This window comes from Pseudomonas sp. R4-39-08, from assembly GCF_003852275.1.
Lineage (GTDB): Bacteria > Pseudomonadota > Gammaproteobacteria > Pseudomonadales > Pseudomonadaceae > Aquipseudomonas.
The window spans coordinates 3,909,391-3,931,556 of the sequence record NZ_CP027733.1; the positions used below are offsets into that span (position 1 = coordinate 3,909,391).

Below are 22,166 nucleotides of genomic sequence, written 5' to 3' on the forward strand. Positions count from 1 at the left end.
TCTACAGACTAGCTTTACCTCAGTGCCGCACGTTCCTGCTAAGTATTTACACACTCTGGGCCGTTAGCTGTCAGGCGCTCCTAGTCCCCACACCACCGCGAACCATACCGCAACCGCTGATCGCCCCACCCTTGCTCCGGCGCATGGCTCACCACCACTGATGCAGTTGCACTCCCAAAACTGGGAACAACCCACTGCGCCGATAAGTCTACCCGTCTCTACCCATCGTTAAGGTACAGCGCAATGGACAAGACAATCACCCTGGATCAACTGGCTACCACTGACCTTCGATCGATCAACGAGATATGGCTCGGCGGGGCTCATACCCCGCTATGTCTATGGCGGGGTGAGCAAGTCTTCACCCATGAAATGCTCAGCGAGGGCACCCACGATCAGAATGTCCGGCGTCTGTGCTTGCAGTTGGTCAACGCTGACGATCAAGGTGAAGTCGCCAGCGTTGAGTCGATCGCGCGCCAACGGCTGGAAAAAATGGGGAAGAACGGCGAGTTCTATCCGGCTGAGGATGTGGACACTCATCAATAGTTGCCCCGCTTGGCCAGCCTCAGACGCCAATTCCCACCATGTTCGAGACGGCATTCCTCCTCGCAATCGAATCCTACGCAGCGGTGCAGTAACGGCAGATCCACACCGGCATCGCTCAGCGCGGTGCCTGTCAGTTCACGCATTCGCTGGTCTTCTCCCTTGGCCAGGGCTTGCTCCTTGCTTGTTCGGGTATCGAATACCCAGATCACTCGCAGGCTTTGGGGGAAAGCGGCGTAGTTCACTTCGTGGGTCAGCCATTCAAAGCCAGAGATTTCAGCCTTGGCGGTTTCACAGGCTTCGGTCAGGGCGGCAACCAGACGACGTTCGATACCTGCGCTGTCGCGTTTGGTGGAGGGCATTGCGGGCTCCGGTGGGAAAGCGAAAGATGAACCAATAATAAATATCACAGAGTGGCTTTATGCGATCTAGTCTCTATCAGGCAAAACAGCAGCTCATAGGGACAGTAAACAGTACCCATCGCTTAACTAATCGAGGGATCGAACATGTTGAAGTCACTCAATATCATGGCAACTGCATTGGTGTTGGCCGGAATAATCTCCACCAGTACTTACGCAGCCGACACACCAAAAGCTGAAGCGGCGGCGCGCGGTCAGAGTATCGGCACCGCAACAGTTGCAGCGAATGCTCCAATGCCATGCCCACCTGCAAACCGAGGGGCCAGCGCGACGGGAACCGCGCCTGGCACCGATCATGCCGCCTGCACAACTGCCAAGAATAATGCGAGGGAGGCATTGCGCGCCCAAGTGCCTCAAACCTGCGCGGCTTACATTTCGTCAACCAAACCCTGCAAGGTCGTTAACTAGCGCACCCTGGGTTCAACTTGAAAAGTCCGCCGCAGAAACTGCGGCGGCCACCAAAACTGTAGGTTTAGCAGGCGCTCCCCTTCAAAAAACGTTGTTCATGATCGGGGTCGGGCAACAGGCAGGTGTCATATTTTCCGAAGAGTCGATAGCGGTTTAAAGCAATGCGATCGTAGGCCCAATCCCGAATTGGACGTGGGATGCCACGCAACAGCCCCAGTGGGCGCCAGCCGGCAGGCAGTTGGGCAATGATTTCGAAAACCGCATCTGAGCGCACCCAGTAATGCCGGTCACGAATTACCGCCATGGTATCGAACTGATCCAACGGCAGCCCCGCCCAGGCGAGCAGCGCCTGGCCCTCTGGCGACTGTACAGCCGCCAATCGCACGCGCCGTTGACGATCATGACGAATCAGGAACCGAGCCCAGCCATTGCACAGCTTGCACACGCCATCGAAGAGCACCACGGTCTCGCCTGGTTTGAGGAAAGGCGCGGTTGAGGGGCGAGTTCGGGAGGCGGGCATAAGCATGGGTCCAATCGGGCCGGGTTATCCCGGATCATACCCGCGTCTGGCACTATTCAGTACCGCGTCCAGTGCAGCTTGTAGCCCCTTTACTGCAGGGGTCAGTGGCGCTGGGCCCGCTGTCACCAACGAAGCTGCGCCGCTCATGGATGCTTGCCCCAACGCCACAATCGATGCGCCTGCCGCATAGGCGCGGTCAGCAGCCTGCGCGATGGTGGCTAGGTAACCGTCGATGTCGCCAGCCTTGAACATCGCCCAGGCACCAGGCACCCACTGCACCTCGACCGATGCCGTGGTGTGCTGCGCAGCTTGGGAAAACAGACGGGAGGTGGGGTCGAGGGTGGTGTTGACTGCGCACAACACCACAACCTTCCCGCCGCCATGAACGGCCGCCAATGCCAGGGCTTCGTCCGCTCTCAAAATCGGCACCTGGGCGTGTGCACTGAAAGTTTCAATCGCTGGGCCGAGCGTCGAACACGTGAGCACAACGGCGTCGCAGTGCTGGGCAAGTGAAGCAAGCGCCAGGCTCGTTTCATGGGCTATGTCAGCGGTCAGTTTGCCAGCGTGTTCGGCCGCCGCCAGCAGGTCGGCCCGGACTTCGTGGTGCAGAACATCCGGGCCGATACCCAGTGTTTTCGCGGCAGCGTCAAACACCGCAATATTGCTCTGGGCGGTATGAAGGCAGGTAATCCGCATGGCTCAGGCTCTCGGTAACACAAAAGGTCAGTGGTTCTCACGGGTATTGTCCAAGAAATCCTACAATTTCTTGGGCCGCGATAGCGTGAGTGAGCGACATCACTTGAATTCCGTAAAACGAAGGTTGAGGGCATCACGAGTGTACGCCCGCGTCACAATCGCACAACTGGAGCACGTCTCACCTGAGTTCAAGCATTGGTGGGGCAGCAGGATATCCATGCGCCGCTGTCAGGCCGCCATCGGGGGCAAGTCGAATCGTCGCACCGCCCCTCCCACACTTAGGTCGCGGGGTATCAGTTAGAGAGGCTTCGGCTCCTGGGCCGTAACAGGTTCAGGGCCACGCCGAAGTTGTGTAGATACCTATGCTAGCTTGGGCGCAGCATACGGCTGGATCGGAATCCCCATGGACCGCCACCCAATCAACACCGCCTCGCCCAGACTGGGAAATGGGCGTTTTATTATGATTTTTACTGAGATCTTAGAGCAGCCAATGACCGCCGAAATCGAAAAGTACCTGCAGATCAACGCCGAGATCGAGCGAACCTATAAACAAACAGTGCGCAGCAACCGCAAGCAAAGTCAGGCTGGCAAGGACGCTCGGCTCGACAGAGGTTACTTCTGGTTCGCCCTGGTCGGTCCGTCGATTCTGTCGATACCGCTGACCATCATTGGCAAGTGGACTCAAGCCTACTGGCTGTACAACGTAAGTTGGGGGTTGATCGCGATATCTTACCTGGCGATGTTTTTCTACCCACTGCTGGGGGTTTTGCTCTACCGCCACTCGCTGATAAAGATCTTCACCGCGCCGTTCGCCAATCTGCTGGAGTGGAACGTCAAAACCCTTATGCAAGTGGAGGCACGTTACTTACCGGAACTGGCAGCCCTCTCGCGCGAGACGCTGAAGCTCGGTGCGCTGGAACTTAAAAGCGAACGCGACAGCCTGGAAAGACGCACGCACATGGTGACGGGCGCGCTGGAGAAGGTCGGTATTCTCCCGGGTTTGCTGGCGCTCGCCGTAGCCCTTTCAAGCCTAGACACTATGCTGGCCAGCGTCGGCATTACTGCGCATACGGAATGGTTATTGGCGATAGCAGCGACAAATACTTTTTTCTTCGTATTGTGCTGCTATGTGCAATTCATGATCGTGCGCTACGAGCGCATGATCGCCCTCACCGAGCTGGCCGTGGACTGTAAGGATTGGCAAGCAAAGTGAGCGTTGCCTTGAACCGGGCCCTGCTGGCGAAAACACAACTGGCATCAGGACCGACTTACCCTCAGCCCTTCAACTCACTGGCCCGATTGCTCGCCGCATCATCGTAAGCCACATACAGCGACTCGGCGATTTGGCTCTTGATAGCCTTGCTAGACTCCAGGCCCAACACAAAACCCTCGGCTTTGCCGCCGGCGCGGTTGAGTTCTTCGTGGGTGGCAGCGCCAGTGATGGCGTCGAGGAGTTTGGCAGCAACGGGGCCGACGCCTTTGGGCAGGGAGATTTGGTCGATGGACATGGCGGTACCTTAAAGGATGAGGTCGGTAGCGCGTGTAACCACTGCCGGAGGGGAGCATGGTAAACCGGTTGGCGAAGAAAGGCGCTGCCTTTGGCCCTTAATGCGCTAACGAAGCGTCACGGCTGGCACTCACTTCGAAAATTCTCAAGCATCATCTCGGCCGCAGGATTTCCATTTGAATCATGAATTTCTTTTTCAAGCAGGTACATTTTGATACCTTCCCCAATCAACTTATCGACAACGCTGGCGTATTGCATCGCATTGGCCATGGAGCTGTTCAAGTAGAGCGCATGATACTTAAACTGATCACGAATAGTTTCACACCAGCCACGCTGCTCCTTTAATTCATCAACCTCTAGAACCTCCTCCGCCGAGAAAATCAAATAAGCCACATAGTTTTCGTACTGTTCAAGATCTCCGCCGGCCTTGAAACTATTAAATTTAGGGGCATTAAACGGATAAGAGGCAGCCGAAAAGTCTGGATGGGACAACGCAGTACTCAAATACTCCCTGTATATTGACTTCGCAGCTGCAACCCTTGATTCGTTCAGCTGATTATAGGCGACACCTGCCGCCGCCACGGCAACCAAAAAAGTCAATAACGTTGAAATCGTTGACACATGATCATATTTCTCAGCGCATAGCTTACGCACTACAAAAACACCAAAAACAACGACTACGATGCAAATTACACTTACCATGAACATACCTTAAGTCAACTTTAGAAAATCGCAACCATTCATAGTCGTCCCGCTTAAATCAGTACATCGCCTCTGCCCCACAGACTATTCAAACGAGTCTCACACAGCGCTCAGCGGTCATTGCAATTTAAATTCAGCTAAACCCCTTGACGCGCCGCTCTTTTCTACTTATTAAAACAACAACAATCAGCGTTATTATCGAAATCATACGACATTGGTGCCGCTTCTGAAAATAGCAGCTGCCACGGTCGCTCCCGCTATGATGATTGCAACGACGATTGGCACAACAGCAAGCCATCTTTCCGACCGTATCTTTTGTCGGTCATGAATTTCTATTGCAACCTCAATCAGTTTATTGACTATAGACACATCCAAAGGAGCCCGGATTTTTTTACCGTTCTCAGTAATATGAGGCGAAACGTAGCGGGACACCAAAGAAACGCGGCTTGTTTTACCAAGCTCCTCACGCACGCGAAAAAGTTCTGGATGACTTTTACCCAGTTCGATCCAAGACGCAGATGACTCGGGCTTCGCTTTGAGCTCAACTCTGAGTCCCTCTTCGCTTCGACTCGTATTTCGATCATAGGCAAGGACCTGGATCAATGCGATAACCTCACCCAACCGTGCATCAGCAAGATAAGATGAGCTTTCACGAGTGTCAGTCATGCTTACTTCATTCCTAAACTGATTAGGTAAATATTCCAGCTTCACGTAGCGATAGTTTTAACGTCAATCTGGCTTCCTACCGACCCTACACCAAGGCGACTAGTAACGCGCGAACCATCCATTAACTGATATGATAAGCATTGAGATGCCCTTTACTGTATTCATATAAACTCACCTCGGTTTTAAATGGAAGCTTCAGTCGCCCCTTAACCAGCTCGAGAACAGACTGGTTTTTTATTGGACTGTCATTGGGACCGCACATCATCGCCAAATGATAAACAAATCTCGCCTTGTCGATTTCGCCTAACGTGTTCCAAAAGATATTCGCCTGGGTCAGGCTAAGCTCTATTTCATTAATAAAATCAGACCGATTTTCTTTAAACTCAACAAATCCGACTACAGAAATTCTTGAGGGCGTCTCAATAACCGCATCAAACGTTATATTAGGAAGCTGCTTAGAAACAACCTTCTCCTTGAACTCCCCATTCAGTGAATGGGCTAACTGCCGCACGACTCGTTGTTTAGCAAGAATACGAACCATCTTACTGTCGAGCGTCTCATCCATTTTTGGGTAAATCGCTATCTCGTCAGGGTGTGGCTCGACGGGCGTCATCTCTTCTGATGCTATGACGTCCGCTTCGACTTTTTCATCGCCAACTTTAACGTCACATCGCAACTCATTAGTCATTTCGCTTTTTCTACACATCGCTGAACAAAGATCAGCCGTGGCCGTAGAGTCCACTGGAAGTTCTATATAAGAGAGTTGCTTCCCGCCTCTAAAATGAGCGGTCATAAAGCTCTCATCCTCCTTAAAGTCGGATGGTGCATATAGCACATGATGACGCCACCATAGCGTCATGAAAAACAAAAAAACCAAGAAGCATGGAAACCCCATCAAAAACCAAACATAGGTTTCCTGCACGGATTCTTTAACCATTGGCAAAACGACGGCACCACTTACCTCTGCAATTGCCGCGAACACCGCAATTACCGTAAGAGGGTTTTTAATGTGTCCTACTTTTTCAATCATTTACTGTCCGAGACGTTGCATCGTGAGAGGTATACCACATCGACACTATCGTAAAATCACATCATAAAATCTATTACCTTTGAAACCGCAGTGTTCTGCTAACGCTTTCAATATCTAGAATAGAAACGAGCTTAGGCGTCAATATTCAACCCTTGCCCCGCACGCCGCGCATACATCGCCCGCTCCGTCTCTGCCGTGGCCCGCTCACCTTTGTAGGTCAGTTGAATGATAAAAAACCGTTCCCTGCCACCCTTCACATCCGAGGGGTCATAGGTTCTGAACAACGGCGCCAGATCAATGGTCTTGGCGAAATTTTCGTTGGTCAGGCTGTAGTAGCCCATGCCGCTGCCGGACCAGGGCGAGCCGGCGTCTGTCATGTCGATGGCGGCGTTGCGGAAGGTCACGGCGGCCGCTTTCAAATCAACGGAGCCATTGAGCAGTTCGGTGAGCCGCTTGATATTCGCGTCGCTCAGTTGACCGGCCTTGTCGATGACTTTCAGGCGGCCATCGGCTTCGACGGTAAAACCATAATCGGTTCTGGCCAGGTCGGGGGCGGTGCTCTTTAGGGTGGATGCGAACGCGGTGAAGGCGCCTTTGAGCACCGCCTGGGCACTATGGAAGCGGTCGACGAAGCGAGGAAACTCCGGCGATTCGGAGCGCCCGACCCACACGTCGGTCACCTGCGGTGGCTCGCTCGCGGTTTGGGCGGCTTCGCTGGGATGATAGACCGCAGCCGGCCCGGCATCTGCCAAAGGTTGCTTGGCCGCCTCCGGCAGTGCCTGGGGCGTCAGTTTCTGCTCGGAAGGCGCAAGTCGGATATTGGCAGGGGCTATAGGGGCAGCGCTGACGGAGAGTGTCATTTCAATCGGTCCATGATCGGCGGGTTCATGGAGGTTATCGACGTGAAAGGCTTGATCTTTAGGCCCGCTGGGGACGTAAACAACCGTCGTTGAACCTCGAGCACCAACGGCCTGGGCGCGCCCACCTGCCTGCCTTCAATCAGCCGCCTGCGACAACGGTCGCGCCACCTGCTCCAACGCCTTGCGCTCCGCCGCCACACCCCAAACTGCCTGCACCAGGGCAGCCGCACACATCAACGCTGCCCCGATCAAATACCCCACAAACAAACTCCCGCGCTGTTGCGTCTGTATCAATTGCCCAAACAAGGTCGGCCCGATGATCCCGCCCAGCCCGGTGCCGAACGCATAGAACACCGCAATCGCCAGCGCGCGTATTTCCAGCGGAAAGGTCTCGGCCACGGTCAGGTACGCCGAACTCGCCGCTGCCGAGGCGAAGAAGAAGATCACCATCCACGCAACGGCTTGCTGGGTCACGTCGAACCAGCCTTGCTGGAACGCGTAGCCACTGAGCGCCAGCAACACGCCGGAGGTGGCGTAGGTGAAGCTGATCATCACGCGCCGGCCGACCACGTCAAACAACCGCCCCAGCAGCAGCGGCCCGCAGAAGTTGCCGAGGGCGAGCGGCAAGACGTACCAGCCGACGCGCTCGGCGGGCACGTCGTAGAAGTCGGTGAGCACCAGCGCGTAGGTGAAGAAGATCGCGTTGTAGAAGAAGGCCTGGGCGGTGAGCAGTGTCATGCCGACCAGGGCGCGACGGCGAAAGCTGACGAACAGGGTGTGGAAAATCTCCGCCAGCGGTGTGTGGTCGCGCGCGTGCAGCCGCAACGCTGGGCCGCTCACCGGCGCCAGTGCGTGGCCTTGTTCGCGCAGGCGCGCTTCGATGCCTTCGACGATGCGCCGCGCTTCGTCGTGCTGGCCGTGAATCAGCAACCAGCGCGGGCTTTCCGGCAGCCACAGGCGCATCACCAGGATGATCAGGCCCAGCGCGGCACCGATGCCGAAGCACAGGCGCCAGCCGAGGTCGCCACCCACAACCTGCGGGTCGAGCAACACGATGGCGCCACCGGCCCCCAGGGCTGCGCCCAGCCAGAAGGTGCCGTTGATGGTCAGGTCGACCCAGCCGCGATAGCGCGCCGGGGTGAATTCCTGGATGGTCGAGTTGATTGCGGTGTATTCACCGCCGATGCCCATGCCGGTCAGGAAGCGGAACAGCAGGAAGGTTTCCAGGTTGAAGGAGAACGCCGTGGCTGCGGTGGCGCCCACGTAGAGCCACAGGGTGATGAAGAACAGTTTGCGTCGCCCCAGACGGTCGGTGAGCCAGCCGAACAGCAGCGCACCCAGCACGGCACCGGCGATGTAGACGCCACCGGCAAGGCCAATGTCGAGGTTGCTGAAGTTCAGGCCGGTGCTGCTTTTCAGCGCGCCGGACACCGAGCCGGCCAAGGTCACTTCCAGGCCGTCGAGCAACCAGGTGATCCCGAGGGCGAACACCAGCAAGGTGTGGAAACGGCCCCAGGGCAAGCGGTCCAGGCGCGCGGGCAGGTCGGTCTCGAACAGCGTGCCAGGGGTGTTTGAGTGTGGCTGGGTCATTGTCACATCCGTCCATGTGCACTGCCTCGTCCAGTTAGGAGTGAGGCTGTGGCGAGGGAGTTCAACGTGGTCGCGCTGAACGAACGGCGGGTGGGTGGAGTCGCAGTATCAGGCCCCGGCAAGGAACCCACTGATGCCTCTGAATAATGCTGCCCTCGCGATGCTGCTCACCCTGGCCGCCAGCACGGCGGCCATGGCCCAGGAGCCGCTGCGACTGGAAAACCTGAAACGCTGCGGCGACCTGCTGCAAAGCCGGGAGCAGGATTGGTGCCTGAGTGCGCACGGGCTGGGTGAAGCAACGCCGCAGGTGAAACTGGCGGGCAAGGCGCTGCCGGCGCAAGCCCTCCAACGTGACGGCGACCAGTTGCGCCTGCGCCTGGACAGCACGCACTACCAGAGCGGCCCGCTGTGGCTCGAAGACGGCCCGCGCGCCAGCAACGCGGCCTGGCTGACCCTGCGCAATAGCCATGTCGCCGCCGCCGGGCCCAGCGAAGTGGCGAAGAACATGGACGGCCTGACCACCTATGTCGACCTGGTCAGCGTGCTGATCGAGGAAGACCATGATGGCCGCCAGGAAGCCGAGCGCCTCGCCCGCAAATACGGCGCGAGCGTGGTCGGCAGCATCGCGCCACTGAACCTCTTTCAACTGCGCCTGCCGGCCACCGACCTGCTGCAGCGCGACGCCTTGGTACTGCGCCTGGGCAGCGAGACCAGCGTGGATGCGGTGGTGATCGAAGAATCCGCCGCCGAAGAAACCGAGCACGCCGCCACGCGCCACGAAAAACCGAAGAAGCCGTCGCCCGACTCCGATGAATGGGCCGCCAACCGCTTTCTCGATGCGGTGGCCTATTATCAGCGGCGCATCCCGGGCCAACACACACCTATCACGCCGCAACTGGTGCGCATCGGCCTGATCGAGCGCGGCGTGGATTTCGACACCGCAGATTTCGCTGACTACCTCGGCGCCTGCGCCCCCAGGCGCACCTGCGTCTACGCCCGCGATACGGGTGCGGCGAGCGGCCATGGCACCACCGTCGCCGGTATTCTCGCGGCAGGCTGGGACAACGGCGGCAACACCGGTTTTTTACGTGGGCTGGACAAGGCCAGCGGTGGCTTTGACGTGATTGTCGAACGCAACTCCGATGCCGGCATCACGGCCAACATCGCCGCCTCGGTCAACCTCGTGGAGGACGGGGTGCGCGTGCTCAACTGGAGCTGGGGCATTCATCGGGTCGGAACCAAGGACGTCAATGGCAATGACGTCGACTCGCTGGTGCGCTCGGGAATTGCCATGAGTGGCTACGAAGAGCTGCTCGAAGAGTTCTTCCTGTGGCTGCGCAAGGAACACCCCGATGTAATCGTGGTGAACTCCGCCGGTAACGGTTCGGCATTCTCTGGCAGCGACGAGTACCGCCTGCCCTCCTCCTTCATCACCGAGCAGTTGCTGGTGGTGGGCGGACACCAGCGTAACGTGCGTGGCGGCGTCGCCGTCGATGACCCAGCCTATGCCCTTACACGCAGCTCCTCGAACGTGGACATGCGCGTCGACATCACTGCTGCCGCCTGCGCCCACGCGTCCACGCCCGACGCCGGCCAGGAAGGCGCCGTGCATTGCGGCACCTCCTACGCCACGCCGATGGTCGCGGGCTTGCTGGCGGCGATGCTGTCGATCAACCCGCAGCTGCAACCCGAACAGCTGCGCATGCTGTTGCGCCGCAGCGCCATGGCGATCGGCGAGAACCACGACTTCGAACGCAGCGACGCCCAGGACCTCACCGCGCCGATCCTTCCGTCGGAGCGCAACTACCAGCTCAACGACAAGGACGTCGGGCGCTCGGCTCGGTTGGATATGCAGAAGGCGCTGGACCTGGCGGTGCAAAGTCGGACGCGGGTGCGCTGAACCGCACCTGATCGTTCCCACGCTCTGCGTGGGAATGCCTCCTGGGACGCTCCGCGTCCCACCTACTGCGCACAGATGATCAGGAATGCTCCAGCGCCACCGGTTTGACCGCCTGTCCCTGCTGACGCGAAGTGACCAGGCCGATAAAGGAGATCACCAGGGCCAGGCCAATCGTCGAGGACACTTCGGTGCGGTGTTCCGGCGTCACCATCATCACGGCCAGCGCCGCGCAGATGAACACGATGACCAGATAAGTCAGCCAGGGAAACAGCCACATGCGAAAGGTCAGCTCGACGTTCTGCTTGAGCAGCAGCCGACGCATGCGCAGTTGCGAGATGGCGATGACCAGATACACCAGCAACGCGATGGCACCGGAACTGGCCAGCAGAAACTGGAACAGGCCAGCGGGCATGAAGTAACTCAGCAGCGTCACCCCCGCACCCAGGATGGTGCTGGCAATCACCGCCGCCCTGGGCACGCCCGCCGCTGAAGTGCGTTTGAGGGCGCGTGGCGCATCGCCGCGTTTACCCAGGGAGAACAGCATGCGCGAGGAGATGTAGATCGAGGAGTTCATGCAACTGGCCACGGCGATCAATACCACCAGGTCGACCATGAACTTGGCGTTGGGGATGTTCATCAGTTCCAGCGCGCGCTGGTAAGAGCCCACGGATGCCAGCAGGGGATCGTTCCAGGGCACCACGGAAATAACGATCGAGATCGACAACAGGTAAAACACGCCGATGCGCCAGATCACCGAGCGGGTCGCCTTGGCGATGTTTTGCGCCGGGTTGTTCGATTCGGCAGCGGCGATGGTCACCGCCTCGGTACCGATGAAACTGAACATGATGGTGATGAACGCCCCTACCACGGCCGACAGGCCATTGGGTGCAAAGCCGCCGTGCTCTTGCATCAAGCGGCTCAAGCCGCTGGCTTCACGATCCGGAATCCAGCCCATCAGCACGCTGAACCCCAGGCCGATGAAACCGACGATGGCGATGATCTTGGCCATCGCGAACCAGAACTCGAACTCGCCATATTTGGCAACGCTGAACAGGTTGGTGATCACCAGCAAAATGATCGACAACAACGCAAACAACCATGCATCGACCTGAGGAAACCACTGATTGAGCACATGCCCGGCAGCCAGCGCCTCGATCGGAATCACCAACACCCAGAACCACCAATACAACCAGCCAATGGTGAAGCCTGCCCAACGGCCAATGGCCTGGTCGGCATAGGTGGAAAACGAGCCGGTGTCGGGGCGCGCCACCGCCATCTCCCCGAGCATGCGCATCACCAGCACCACCAGCAGGCCGGAGCACAGATAAGCCAGCAACACCGCTGGCCCCGCCGCCGCGATGGCATGCCCGGAACCGACAAACAACCCCGCGCCGATGATGCCTGCGATGGACAACATGGTGACGTGGCGCGGCTTGAAACCCTGCGCCAGCTGAGCGTTGGAATCGTTGGAGTTGAGACTATTCATTGTTTTTGTGGTTCTCGGGCGACCAATACCCCTCACCTTAAGTGCGCAGGACAACGCCAAAGTAGCCTGAGCGCGGCATCATCGTGTCTGATCTCGACATCGGCCAATCGACTGCAACGTTTGAGGGCATAGCATGCGCACCGGGCAATCAATGGGGACGCATGATTGCCCGACAGCCCATCACGCTGCTGTACCGGACTTGAATAGCTCGCTCATGAGGTCAGTTGCCGCCCCATGCCCGAAGACATCAGCGGAATCACGCTGGGAAGGATCCAGTGTGCCTTCGGCTCTGATGCTTTGCCCGGTATAAACCAATGTTCCTTCCAGCACTTCGACCGCGCTGTGATAACCCAAGCCGACCAAAAATGCACCCGCCCCTGCCGCACGCGCATAGCGCTGGTCCTGCTCGGCCGGCGCCAAGACCGACATAGGCATGATGGTTCCACCGTCTTGAGCGCGCGGACCATCGGGCAGCGCACCCACGTATTGATCGTGTGCGCTTACGCCGCGCAGCATGTCCCAAGCCTGTAAAATCTCGGCCGGCGACGCTGACATATGCCCGACAAGCGGCTCGGTCGTTTCTTTGACGCGGGCCGTCCCAATGTCAAAAACCGCCCAGCGATTGTCAGGAATACGTTCAGATGCGGGGACATTGAGTGCCTTATCCGCGTCCAGCCCGCTGTTATGTACGCCTGCTCGAAAAGGCATGTCGGCCGGCGAATTGAACGAACGGACCTTTCGTTCAGCGCGTTTATCCGGGCCGACAACCGCAGAGCCGCCTTGCTCACGCATGCGCTGGATGGCGACAGTATCCGGCACCTCCAGCCCCTGGGCTTTGAGCAGATGGTTGAGGGCTGTCATCAGCCCCTCGTCTGCATTGCCGGGCGTGGTGTAAAACCCGCCGATATCGCCCATCAGTGCGATAACCACCGCTCTATCGGTGGCGCTCGCAGCCACGCTGCCCGTCGCCGCCTGCGCGCCTGCGGCTCGCGCCAATGCTGCAAGCAAGTCATCCGTCGTTTTTCCAGCCAGCAGCCGTCCTTCCCCCAACAAATGAGCACCCATCATTTTCTGATGTTCTGCGCTCAGGTTCGAGACCACGCGATGCAACACCTTGGCTGCCGCCGCAAGCTCTCCGGTCAAAATGTCACTGGGCTTGTAAAGCACGTTTCTCGCCGCGACGGTCTGTGCGAAGGCCAACTCTTTGGTGGTCGCCCGGGAAGCCTGCCGCGCAGGGTCGCCATGGGTGATTTGCAGGTGAGCGGCGTCCTTGGCCTTAAGCACATCATTAAAGGCAGCGGCGTCTTTCGCGGCATTTTCCAGGGCGTGATAATTCATGAAAAGCTTATCGCCAATATGCTCGAACCCGGGTCTACCCGAAAAATCCTCAAGCAATTTATTCTGGACCTTCGGATGCGTCAGCGCGTATGAAATTTCATCCATCGAGTGCCCGCCATCCACGTAAATGAACAGCAAGGCCTGGATGGCCAAATAGGTTTCAAGGTCGTCAGGGTGTGTATCGGCATGCACCGCTTTGCAAGCACGTACCGCCCCCTGTTCAATCACGATTGAACCCGACGGCCCGTTGACGTAAGTCCCTGTGCCTTTTTCAAAAAGCGTCTTCATATAAGAACCGGGTTGAGATGCATCAGGATGTTCAGGATCCTGCATCTCAAGCCTGTCGGGGCAACGGGTGCTGGCGCTGGCTAACAACTGGTTCTTGTAGTCATTTTCATACGTAATATTAAAAGGTTCGTTCAGGCGCAAATCCCTGGGCGCCGCGTCGATGTTTCGCAAAATACCGACGTTGTAACTGTCTGCCTGCCTGAACAGGTTGCCTTCTCGGGCATTGAGTTCTATACGGCCTTTGCCCGGTGCCCTGATGGGATCAAACACACCGTCCCAATGACCTGCCGGGAGTTTTGCCTCGGCATCCGGTTCATTTTTCAGCGCGTAGCTCAAATATCGGTGTTTGTAGATATCAAACAAGGCCGCTCTGGCCTCGGGTGAAATACTCAAGGTTTCCAAGGTTTTCTCGGCACGCGTGTAGAAACCCTGAAGCTGATCCAAACCGACGATGCGGGTGTCGAAACTTTGATTTTTCCAAGCGGCCTCATATTTCTCGAACAACGGTGCGCTGACATAGTTGTCCTTGATGTAATTCACTTGGTTGTTTGAGATAGCGCAGAAGGCTTTATAAATGTCCGGCGAGCGGAAGTAATCCTGCAACGCATGTTTGGCATAGTAGCTTTCGAATGCACGCCGTACCGGGTCGTTGACCATTTTCAGCTTCATCGCACCGTCAGCAGCTTGCGCTGAGCCGTTGGCGACCAGCTTGACCAGCTCTGCTTTACGCTGATCAGGATCGTGGATACCGCGCAGTCGAGTGAGAATTTTCTGAGTTTGGGTTTCAGTCGGCCCCGCCATCCTGAACCTGTTCAACCCCAGGCTCAGCGCACCATCCTTGATTAACGCCTTGCCCGGCAAGATACGGTCCTGAGAGTATTTTTCAACGATATCACTGGTGATAACGGCGTTATAAATGGCGCCATTTCTGATTTGCGCGGGCTGCGCGTCGCCGTAGAGAAAACTGACCGGGCGCGCCTGCCCCTCAGCGTTGAGCGTGACTGTGGGCACTGCGTTCGACTGCAATTCAATTGGCTTGTTTTTCAGGTAATCAAAGTTCTTCACAAACTCGACATTCTTCAAGTTCCTGCTGTCAGGGTCAGACGCTAGCTCGGCCGACGCTCTTAAAACGGTAGTATTGTTAATCGGCACAGTGTTCACTCCCATTGGATAAGATGACTAACGTCGGACGATGCTTACTTGAACATGCCGTGCAGCGATATCATCAGCCTGAAAAACCCATCCAACGCCCCCTGCAGATGTGTGGCTGAACTACTACACATATCATCCAGCAAAGCCTTGACTTCGTAACCACGTAGACCTTTCCCCAACACGGCCTGGCCCGTAACTACCGATGGCAATGGGTATTGCAGTGCAAGCAGCAGTTTTTCCGCATGAGTATTCAGCGTGGCGCCGTTCAAGGTATTTAACTCACTCCACATCCACACCCTGTGATGATCAGCAGTCAGCATGATCGGGCTGATAGTTTTAAAGTTAAGTACGATCGACGAGTGACGATCAAAGTGCCCTATTTGTTCTTGGGGCACGCCAAAACCCAATAAAGTCTTGCGTAGTGTTTTCGATATATCAGAATTCACAGCCTATGCCCTCAAGCGTCAGCCACTGTGCCTCAAGCGGTTACAACCGACCTTCCTGAATTATCCAGATGCCCCCTTTCAATGCATGTAAGAGGGGCGGACTATGAGTGGCGAACTTCCACAAACAGTTCCACCTGGCAACTCACGCACCGTTCGTGCGTTAACCCGCCTGCATCATCATCTGCCACAAGGAAGCCCCCACGCCGGTGATGCTCTCGCCGGCGATAAGCCCGGCCGCTGCGGTAATCGCAAAACGCTCGGTAAGGCTTGGCCAACGGCAGCTGATCACCCAGGTCACCACCGCCCCCAACGCCATCATCAGCGACACGGAGGCCGGCAATACAAACGCCAGTCCCAATGCCGCCGCGCTGGGCAGATAGCGGGCACGATCGACAGGCAACATGCTGTCGAGCACACCCAGCACTGCACCGATCAAGGCCGCGATGGCAATCGCCCAGCGAATGCTCGGCGACAGTGAGTCCAGCCCGTGGGTCAGGGTTTGCGCCACGGCTTTCCAGGTGGCCACGGCCGGGGCCGGCCATTGCTCGGTGAGCAGCATGCTCTGGGGGTCGGGGATCAGTGCCAGGTAGGCGAATACGCCGACGATGCTGCCGACGAAAATCCCCAGGATTTGCGCGATAACCTGCTTGTGTGGCGTGGCGCCAATCGCCTTGCCCACCTTGAAGTCGTTCATCAAGTCCGTGCATTGCCCGGCAGAACCGCCGGCCGTGTTGGCGCTCATCAGGTTGATCGGCACCTGCCCCGGCGCGGCGATGCCGAAGCTCAGTTGGGACAGCTGCCCGATTGCGCCAATCGGCGGTATACCAGTGGCCCCCACCACCCGCGCCGCCACGGCAGCCAGGCAGATTGCCAGGGGAATGGTCAACAGCGCCATCCACAGGTTGATACCGAACAACAGCGCCTGCAGGCTCACCACCAAGCCGATCGCCAGGATGAAGCCGGCGGCGGGGCCCGGCTTGGGCAGCGTCCACGGCGTGCCGCCGCCCGCCCGGGTGGAGCGATGCAGCGCCCACAACCGAATCGCCAACGACGCCAGGGTGGAACACACCATCAGGCTCACCCCTGGCCACAGCAGCCATTCCACCAGCGCGGCAAATTGTGGGCCGCTGCTACCCGCCGCAATGTTCACCAGTCCTTGCGCCAACAGCCATGGCCCCAGCCCGCCCCAGGCCAGCACGGCGCCGAGCAGCAAGGTCAGGCCGACGCGAATGCCGATGATGCCGCCGAACCCCAGTAACAGCAGCGAAGGGTCTGCGCTAAACGTCAGGCGCTCAAGCTGTGCGGTCGGCGACCAGCGCGGCAGCGCCCACAGGAAGGTATCCACCCCTTGACCAGCCCCGACAACACGGCGGCGCTGAGCAGCACTTTCAAGCGTGTCGCGGCTTCGCGCCCGTGGTTGTAGATGTGCAGCAAGGTCTCCAGGGTGGCCATGCCTTCGGGAAACTTCAGCGCCTTGTCATTGAGCAATGAGGGCCGCAGGTACCACGCGATCCAGATCCCCAGGAAGCTCACCGAAAACACCCAGGCGATCATCGGGATTGCCTCCAGCTGGTTGCCCGTGAGCAAGGTGTAAGCCGGGATGGGCGCCACCAGCCCGCCGGAAATGATCGACGCGGCGGCCGAAGCGACGGTCTGGTTGATATTGCTTTCGTGCAGCGTCCACGGCACCGTCGCAGCAGAGCGTTTGGCCAGGCCCTGCCAGACCGCATAGCCAATCAGCAACGCGATGATCGACATGTTGAACGACCAGCCAATCTTCAGTCCCGCGTACACATTGGACGGGGTCAGCAGGATACCGAGCAGGATCCCGGTGATGACTGCCCGCAGGCTGAGTTCGCGTTCTACGGGGTGGGTTGACGAGATGGGATGCATGCAGATTCCTTTCGACCAGAAGACAGCGCCACTGGTTAAGTGAGCGCTGCCTGGCGCAAAGGTTCAGCGGTCCTTCATGCGCCTCTATTTGGCGAACGCATACTCACCGCCCTGCTCCACCGCCTTGCGATAAGCCGGTCGTTGCTGGAGCTTGTCTACCCATGCCGCCAGGTTCGGGTACGCCTGCAACTTGCCCTGCGCCTTGGCAATCTCGCCGATAAAGCTCATCTGGATGTCCGCACCGGTCAGCTCGTCACCCACCAGATACGGGGTTTGCCCGAGCACGTCATTCAGGTAGCCGAGGTAGTTGGCCAGCTCTGATTCAATGCGCGGATGCAGCGGTGCGCCGGCTTCACCCAGGCGCCCGACGTAGAGGTTGAGCATCAACGGCAGCATGGCCGAGCCCTCGGCGAAATGCAGCCACTGCACGTATTGGTCGTAGCTGGCGCTGGCCGGATCGGGTTGAAATTGACCGTTGCCGTGGCGGCGGATCAGGTAGTCGATGATCGCGGCCGATTCAATCAGTACCCGGGAACCGTCCTCGATCACCGGGGATTTGCCCAGCGGGTGAATGGCCTTGAGCTCGGGAGGCGCGAGGTTGGTTTTCGGGTCGCGCTGGTAGCGCTTGATCTCGTAGGGCAGGCCCAGCTCTTCGAGCAACCAGAGGATGCGCTGGGAGCGCGAATTGTTGAGGTGGTGAACAGTAATCATAGGGGGGCAGCTCCGTTAGGGTTAAGGAGAAGACTACACGACGGCGGCAGAGTGCCCTGAATGGGCGCTCAGTCCAATCGAAACCGCGCCGTGTTAGCACTCAACGCCCGGCTGCCCTTGCTCAGGCTGTCGGCGGCCTGATTGACTGCCCGTGCGCCGTCGAGCAAGCGCCCGGCCGCCTGGTCCACCTGCTGGATATTGCCGCTCACCTCGTCGGCCGTCGTTGCCTGTTCTTCCACGGCGGCGGCGATTTGCGCCAGGGTATCGGTGACGTTCTGTACGGCACCGGCGATTTCGCCGAGGCGCGTGCCCAGGCCGGTGACGGATTCGGCGTCACTGAGCGCCTGGTTGCAGGCGGCGCCCATCAGGCTGACGGCCTGGCTGACCGTGGCGCGCAAGCTGTCCACGGTGCTGGCGATCTGCGCGGTGGACGCCTGGGTGCGTTGCGACAGGCTGCGCACCTCATCGGCGACCACGGCGAATCCGCGGCCTTGCTCGCCGGCGCGGGCGGCTTCGATGGCGGCATTGAGGGCCAGCAGGTTGGTCTGCTCGGCGATCCCGCGAATGGTGTCGACCACCGATTGAATCTGCTGGCCCTGCTGGCTGACTTGTTCCAAGGCATTGGCGGTGTCGGTCAGACGCTGATTGAGTTGCTGGATGCTGGCCGTGGTGCGCTGGCTGTCGCGGCTGCTGTCCTCGGCAATACGCCGAGTCTGCTGGGCGCTGTCGGCAGCCTGCTCGCAGCTTTTGGCGACCCCCAGGGAGGTGGCGGCCAACTGGGTGGCGGCCGCAGCGATCTGGCTGATCTGGTGTTGCTGGTCTTCGACTTCGGTGAGGGTGCTGCCCGATTGCGCGTTGAGAGTGAGCACGGTGGCGCCCAGCTGCTGGGTTTCATGATTGACCCCGAGCAGGCTGGCGCGCAGTTGCACCACGGCGACGTTGAGCGCCGTGCTGATGGCGGCCAGTTCGTCGCGCCCCTCCACCGCCACTTCGACGCGCAGGTTGCCGTCACGCAAGGACTCGGCCAGCGTCGTGATGCCGCTGGCGCTGCGGCGGATCGACGCTTGCAGGCAGACGAACAGGTACAACGCCGCCAGCGCCAGCAGGCTGAACGTGGCCGCCACGGGGATGAAGTGCTGCAGCGAGCGCTCACGGTAGTAACTCAAGCGCGCGTCGAGCGAATGCAGCGACTGGCTGCGCAACGCGCCCAAGGCCGCGAGCATGGCGTCAACGCTTTGGTCGAACGCGGCGGTGTCGAGCTTGATGGTGCCGCCGAAGACGCCGTCGTCCAGGGTCTTCAGCTCGCTGTCCAGGCGTTGCAGGCTGGTTTCGTATTGCACCGTCCAAGGCTCCAGGCCTGGGTATTGCCGGGCTTTGAGCGCGCCGGCCGCCTTGACCAACTGGTCGCGCGCATCACCGATGCGGCCGCGCAGGTCGCGCATCTGCAAGCGGCTTTGCAGGGTGAACTGGCCCGAGGCAATCGAGGATTGGCCGACGCTGGCCGTGCGCCCGATGCGCTCGATCAGGTCCGGGGTGTGCTGGCTGGAAATCTGCATCAGCAGGTAGGTTTCCAGCCACGGATCGAGAATCAGGCCGGCGTCCAGGGTGATCTGTTCGCGCAGCGATTGCATCGCAGTCAGGGCGGCGGTGAAGCGGTCATAGCCATCCGGCCACCAGCCGACGGTGCGCAGGGCCTGGGTGTCCATGCCCTTGACCGCGGCCTGCAAGGTGTCGAAGCGCGCCAGGGTATCGGCGCTGGCGTTATGGGTTCTGAGCGCGTCGCCCAGGGTTTGCAGGCCTTTTTGGATCACTGGGCTGCCAGCGTCGACCTTGTCCATCGCGGCCTGGGCGGCAGGGGTTGGCGTATGCAGAATATCCAGGGCTTTCCAGCGGGCGGCCAGGTTGCGTTGGGCGGTCAGTTGCACATCGAGCGAGTCCAGCGCCAACAGTTGGCGCACACCGGACTGTTCGCTGGAGATCACCGCGAGTTTGTCGCGGTAATCCTGGCCGATCATCCACAGGCTCCCGGCCAGCGGCAGCATGAACAGGAAGAACAGCACCTGGAACTTGCGCGCGAAACCGAACCGCCCAAGCAGGCGGATACCCGGTGATAAAAGTCTTTGCATGCCCTGCAACTCCCCTGAACAAACTCAAGCTTCACAGCGTGTGAAATAACTAACGGCAAAATGCCATGTCATTGATTAGCAAGATATGGGCCGCAGGTTGAAACCTTGGCGATAGGCGTGATGGCACCGCGAAACCGGCCGGCGGTGCGCGAAAATGGGGCAAAAGCACTCAGTGGCGGGCACGCTCTGTAACCGCCGGGGACAAAAGTTTCGGGGGCGCTACGCTGTACGCGGCGGCATTCAGCCCAGCACATGGGTAATCCATTGGATTTGCTGGGCAATTTCTTGCCGTTTTGCTTGCGGCACCGACTGCCTGGCCTTCTCGAAACCGCCAAGCGTCTTGTGCTTCTCGCGCAGCAGGCGCTGCCATTTCGCCACGAACATCGGGGTGCGCGCCTGCAGGTGCAGCGGTCCGAAGTACAGCTGCTCATCGGTGTAGCTCACCGGCCCGCTACGTTCGGCGATGATGATTTCGTAGTAGAAGCGGTTCTCCTGCAGCAGCTCCTCGTGCAGGATTCGGTAGCCGTTGTCCATCAACCAGTGGCGCAACGGTTGCTCGCCGCCGTTGGGTTGCAGGATCAGACGTTCCTGGCCGCTCAACCGCGCTTTACCGCTGTCGAGGATGTCGCGGATCGTCTCGCCGCCCATGCCGCACAGGCTGACGGCGGTGATGGCGTCGTCCGGCTCGATGGCTGCCAGACCATCGGCCCGGCGTACGCGGATGCATTGCTCCAGGTCGTTGGCGCGCACGGTGCGCTGGGCCGCGTGAAAGGGCGTGGCCGCGACCTCTCCCGCCACGGCCCCGGCAATCACACCACGACGCATCAGCGCCACCGGCAGGTAAGCATGGTCCGAGCCGATATCAGCCAGGCGCGCGCCAACCGGCACCCATGCCGCCACGCGCTCCAGGCGCATGGACAATGTGTGTTCGTTCAACAGGGATTCCTTGTTATTCGCCGGAAAATCGATCCCGGCTATTGGTCAAATGCAGCACCATCGCCGCCCGCGCGGCATCCGGATCCTGGCGCTTGAGCGCATTGAAGATCGCCTCATGCTCCAGGTTCGCTAGTTGCCCCAGCTTGGCAAAATCCGCGCCGCCGCGCTCGGCGCCCAGCACCAGGGTGCGGGGGATCATCGCAGTGCCCAGGTGCTGCATGATTTCGCTGAAAAACGTGTTGCCGGTGGCCTCGGCGATCAGTTGGTGAAAGCGCTTGTCTTCTTCCACGCAGCTGTCGTTGTTGGCGAGCGAAGCCTGGTAGTCGTCCAGCGCCTGACGCATGTGCGCCAGTTGCTCGTCGGTACGGCGCAGCGCGGCCAGCGCCACGGCTTGCACTTCCAGGCCCAGGCGCAGCTCCAGCATGTTGCGCACGCTGGCGACCGTGTCCACATGCAGGCGCAAGCCTTGCTGGGGCTGTTGCGCCAGTACGAAGGTGCCGATGCCATGGCGCGTCTCCACCAGGCCAGAGGCTTGCAGCTTGGAGATGGCTTCGCGCACCACCGTACGGCTGACCCCGTGCTCAAGCACGATGGTGGATTCGGACGGCAGTTTTTCACCGGGTTTGAGCTGCCCGAGCAGGATGCGCTGGGTCAGTGCGTCGACCACGCCCTGGGCCAGGTTGGTGGAGCGTTTGCGCACAGCGGGGGCGTTTTCAATGGGCATTGCGAGGGTCCACAGGGTTGGGCTGGTGGGAGCTTAACACTGGGTTCAGGCGCGGCGTTGGGTTGATTCGTGAAATGATTAACTTGTATGACAACCAACCTGAAACACTTCAGTACCATTTCTGTATCGGGGATTTTTTGCCGGGGGTACCGGCGGCTACAAGGCTTCTAAAACCCATTAAAAACCTGATAAATAACCAAAAGAAAGCTCGCTCTCCGCTCTTATAAG

The 22,166-nt window shown here is 59.0% G+C and carries 19 protein-coding genes and 1 pseudogene; 3 read left to right on the forward strand and 17 right to left on the reverse strand.

Translation table 11 applies throughout. The features are described from left to right. The first annotated feature begins 243 nt into the window (after window positions 1-243). The gene (locus tag C4J88_RS18045; RefSeq protein WP_124407741.1) at window positions 244-543 is read left to right on the forward strand and encodes a hypothetical protein; all 300 of its coding nucleotides are present in this window, start codon (window positions 244-246) and stop codon (window positions 541-543) included. On the opposite strand, the gene C4J88_RS18050 is transcribed toward C4J88_RS18045, so the two are convergent. The 3 genes from C4J88_RS18050 to C4J88_RS18060 form a co-directional block, all read right to left on the reverse strand. Further along, complete coding sequence (locus C4J88_RS18050) at window positions 537-902, reverse strand: hypothetical protein (RefSeq protein WP_124407742.1); 366 nt, start codon at window positions 900-902, stop codon at window positions 537-539. The genes C4J88_RS18045 and C4J88_RS18050 overlap by 7 nt on opposite strands. Before the next feature lie 529 nt (window positions 903-1,431). Continuing rightward, window positions 1,432-1,887, reverse strand: a complete 456-nt coding sequence (locus C4J88_RS18055) for a thiol-disulfide oxidoreductase DCC family protein (protein WP_124407743.1) — start codon at window positions 1,885-1,887, stop codon at window positions 1,432-1,434. A gap of 24 nt (window positions 1,888-1,911) precedes the next feature. Then, entirely contained in the window at window positions 1,912-2,583 is a 672-nt protein-coding gene (locus C4J88_RS18060; protein ID WP_124407744.1) for an aspartate/glutamate racemase family protein, read from the reverse strand. Between the two features lie 403 nt (window positions 2,584-2,986). Between C4J88_RS18060 and C4J88_RS18065 the strand changes: the two genes are divergently transcribed. Further along, on the forward strand, window positions 2,987-3,796 hold the full coding sequence (locus tag C4J88_RS18065; RefSeq protein WP_256659048.1) for a hypothetical protein: 810 nt from the start codon (window positions 2,987-2,989) through the stop codon (window positions 3,794-3,796). Between the two features lie 61 nt (window positions 3,797-3,857). Here the strand turns inward: C4J88_RS18065 and C4J88_RS18070 are convergent, their stop codons facing one another. From C4J88_RS18070 to C4J88_RS18095, 6 genes are all read right to left on the reverse strand, one after another. After that, complete coding sequence (locus C4J88_RS18070) at window positions 3,858-4,091, reverse strand: hypothetical protein (RefSeq protein WP_124367724.1); 234 nt, start codon at window positions 4,089-4,091, stop codon at window positions 3,858-3,860. Between the two features lie 116 nt (window positions 4,092-4,207). Beyond that, entirely contained in the window at window positions 4,208-4,792 is a 585-nt protein-coding gene (locus tag C4J88_RS18075) for a hypothetical protein (RefSeq protein WP_124407745.1), read from the reverse strand. A 204-nt stretch (window positions 4,793-4,996) separates the two neighbouring features. Further along, on the reverse strand, window positions 4,997-5,458 hold the full coding sequence (locus C4J88_RS18080; RefSeq protein ID WP_124407746.1) for a hypothetical protein: 462 nt from the start codon (window positions 5,456-5,458) through the stop codon (window positions 4,997-4,999). A gap of 121 nt (window positions 5,459-5,579) precedes the next feature. Beyond that, complete coding sequence (locus C4J88_RS18085) at window positions 5,580-6,488, reverse strand: hypothetical protein (RefSeq protein WP_124407747.1); 909 nt, start codon at window positions 6,486-6,488, stop codon at window positions 5,580-5,582. A gap of 131 nt (window positions 6,489-6,619) precedes the next feature. After that, the gene (locus C4J88_RS18090; protein WP_124407748.1) at window positions 6,620-7,348 is read right to left on the reverse strand and encodes a hypothetical protein; all 729 of its coding nucleotides are present in this window, start codon (window positions 7,346-7,348) and stop codon (window positions 6,620-6,622) included. Between the two features lie 135 nt (window positions 7,349-7,483). Next, window positions 7,484-8,938 (reverse strand): MFS transporter, encoded by a 1,455-nt coding sequence (locus tag C4J88_RS18095; RefSeq protein ID WP_124407749.1) that lies wholly within the window; start codon window positions 8,936-8,938, stop codon window positions 7,484-7,486. A gap of 133 nt (window positions 8,939-9,071) precedes the next feature. Here C4J88_RS18095 and C4J88_RS18100 point away from each other — a divergent pair, with 133 nt between their 5' ends. After that, entirely contained in the window at window positions 9,072-10,838 is a 1,767-nt protein-coding gene (locus tag C4J88_RS18100) for a S8/S53 family peptidase (protein WP_124407750.1), read from the forward strand. 79 nt (window positions 10,839-10,917) lie between these two features. Here C4J88_RS18100 and C4J88_RS18105 read toward each other — a convergent pair whose 3' ends face one another. From C4J88_RS18105 to C4J88_RS18140, 8 genes and pseudogenes are all read right to left on the reverse strand, one after another. Then, on the reverse strand, window positions 10,918-12,324 hold the full coding sequence (locus C4J88_RS18105) for an amino acid permease (RefSeq protein ID WP_124407751.1): 1,407 nt from the start codon (window positions 12,322-12,324) through the stop codon (window positions 10,918-10,920). 180 nt (window positions 12,325-12,504) lie between these two features. Further along, complete coding sequence (locus C4J88_RS18110; RefSeq protein ID WP_124407752.1) at window positions 12,505-15,102, reverse strand: hypothetical protein; 2,598 nt, start codon at window positions 15,100-15,102, stop codon at window positions 12,505-12,507. Window positions 15,103-15,146: 44 nt separating this feature from the next. Beyond that, complete coding sequence (locus C4J88_RS18115; protein ID WP_124407753.1) at window positions 15,147-15,548, reverse strand: hypothetical protein; 402 nt, start codon at window positions 15,546-15,548, stop codon at window positions 15,147-15,149. Window positions 15,549-15,708: 160 nt separating this feature from the next. Continuing rightward, window positions 15,709-17,441 (reverse strand): annotated as a pseudogene (locus tag C4J88_RS18120) (OPT family oligopeptide transporter). Between the two features lie 84 nt (window positions 17,442-17,525). Beyond that, a complete protein-coding gene (locus C4J88_RS18125; protein WP_124367732.1) occupies window positions 17,526-18,152 on the reverse strand; it encodes a glutathione S-transferase family protein in 627 nt (208 codons plus the stop codon). A gap of 68 nt (window positions 18,153-18,220) precedes the next feature. Beyond that, on the reverse strand, window positions 18,221-20,278 hold the full coding sequence (locus C4J88_RS18130) for a methyl-accepting chemotaxis protein (RefSeq protein WP_124407754.1): 2,058 nt from the start codon (window positions 20,276-20,278) through the stop codon (window positions 18,221-18,223). 240 nt (window positions 20,279-20,518) lie between these two features. Then, window positions 20,519-21,214: a tRNA (adenine(22)-N(1))-methyltransferase TrmK gene (locus C4J88_RS18135; protein WP_124407755.1), complete on the reverse strand. Its 696-nt coding sequence runs from the start codon at window positions 21,212-21,214 to the stop codon at window positions 20,519-20,521. A gap of 13 nt (window positions 21,215-21,227) precedes the next feature. Further along, a complete protein-coding gene (locus C4J88_RS18140) occupies window positions 21,228-21,938 on the reverse strand; it encodes a FadR/GntR family transcriptional regulator (RefSeq protein ID WP_124407756.1) in 711 nt (236 codons plus the stop codon). Window positions 21,939-22,166 lie beyond the last annotated feature (228 nt).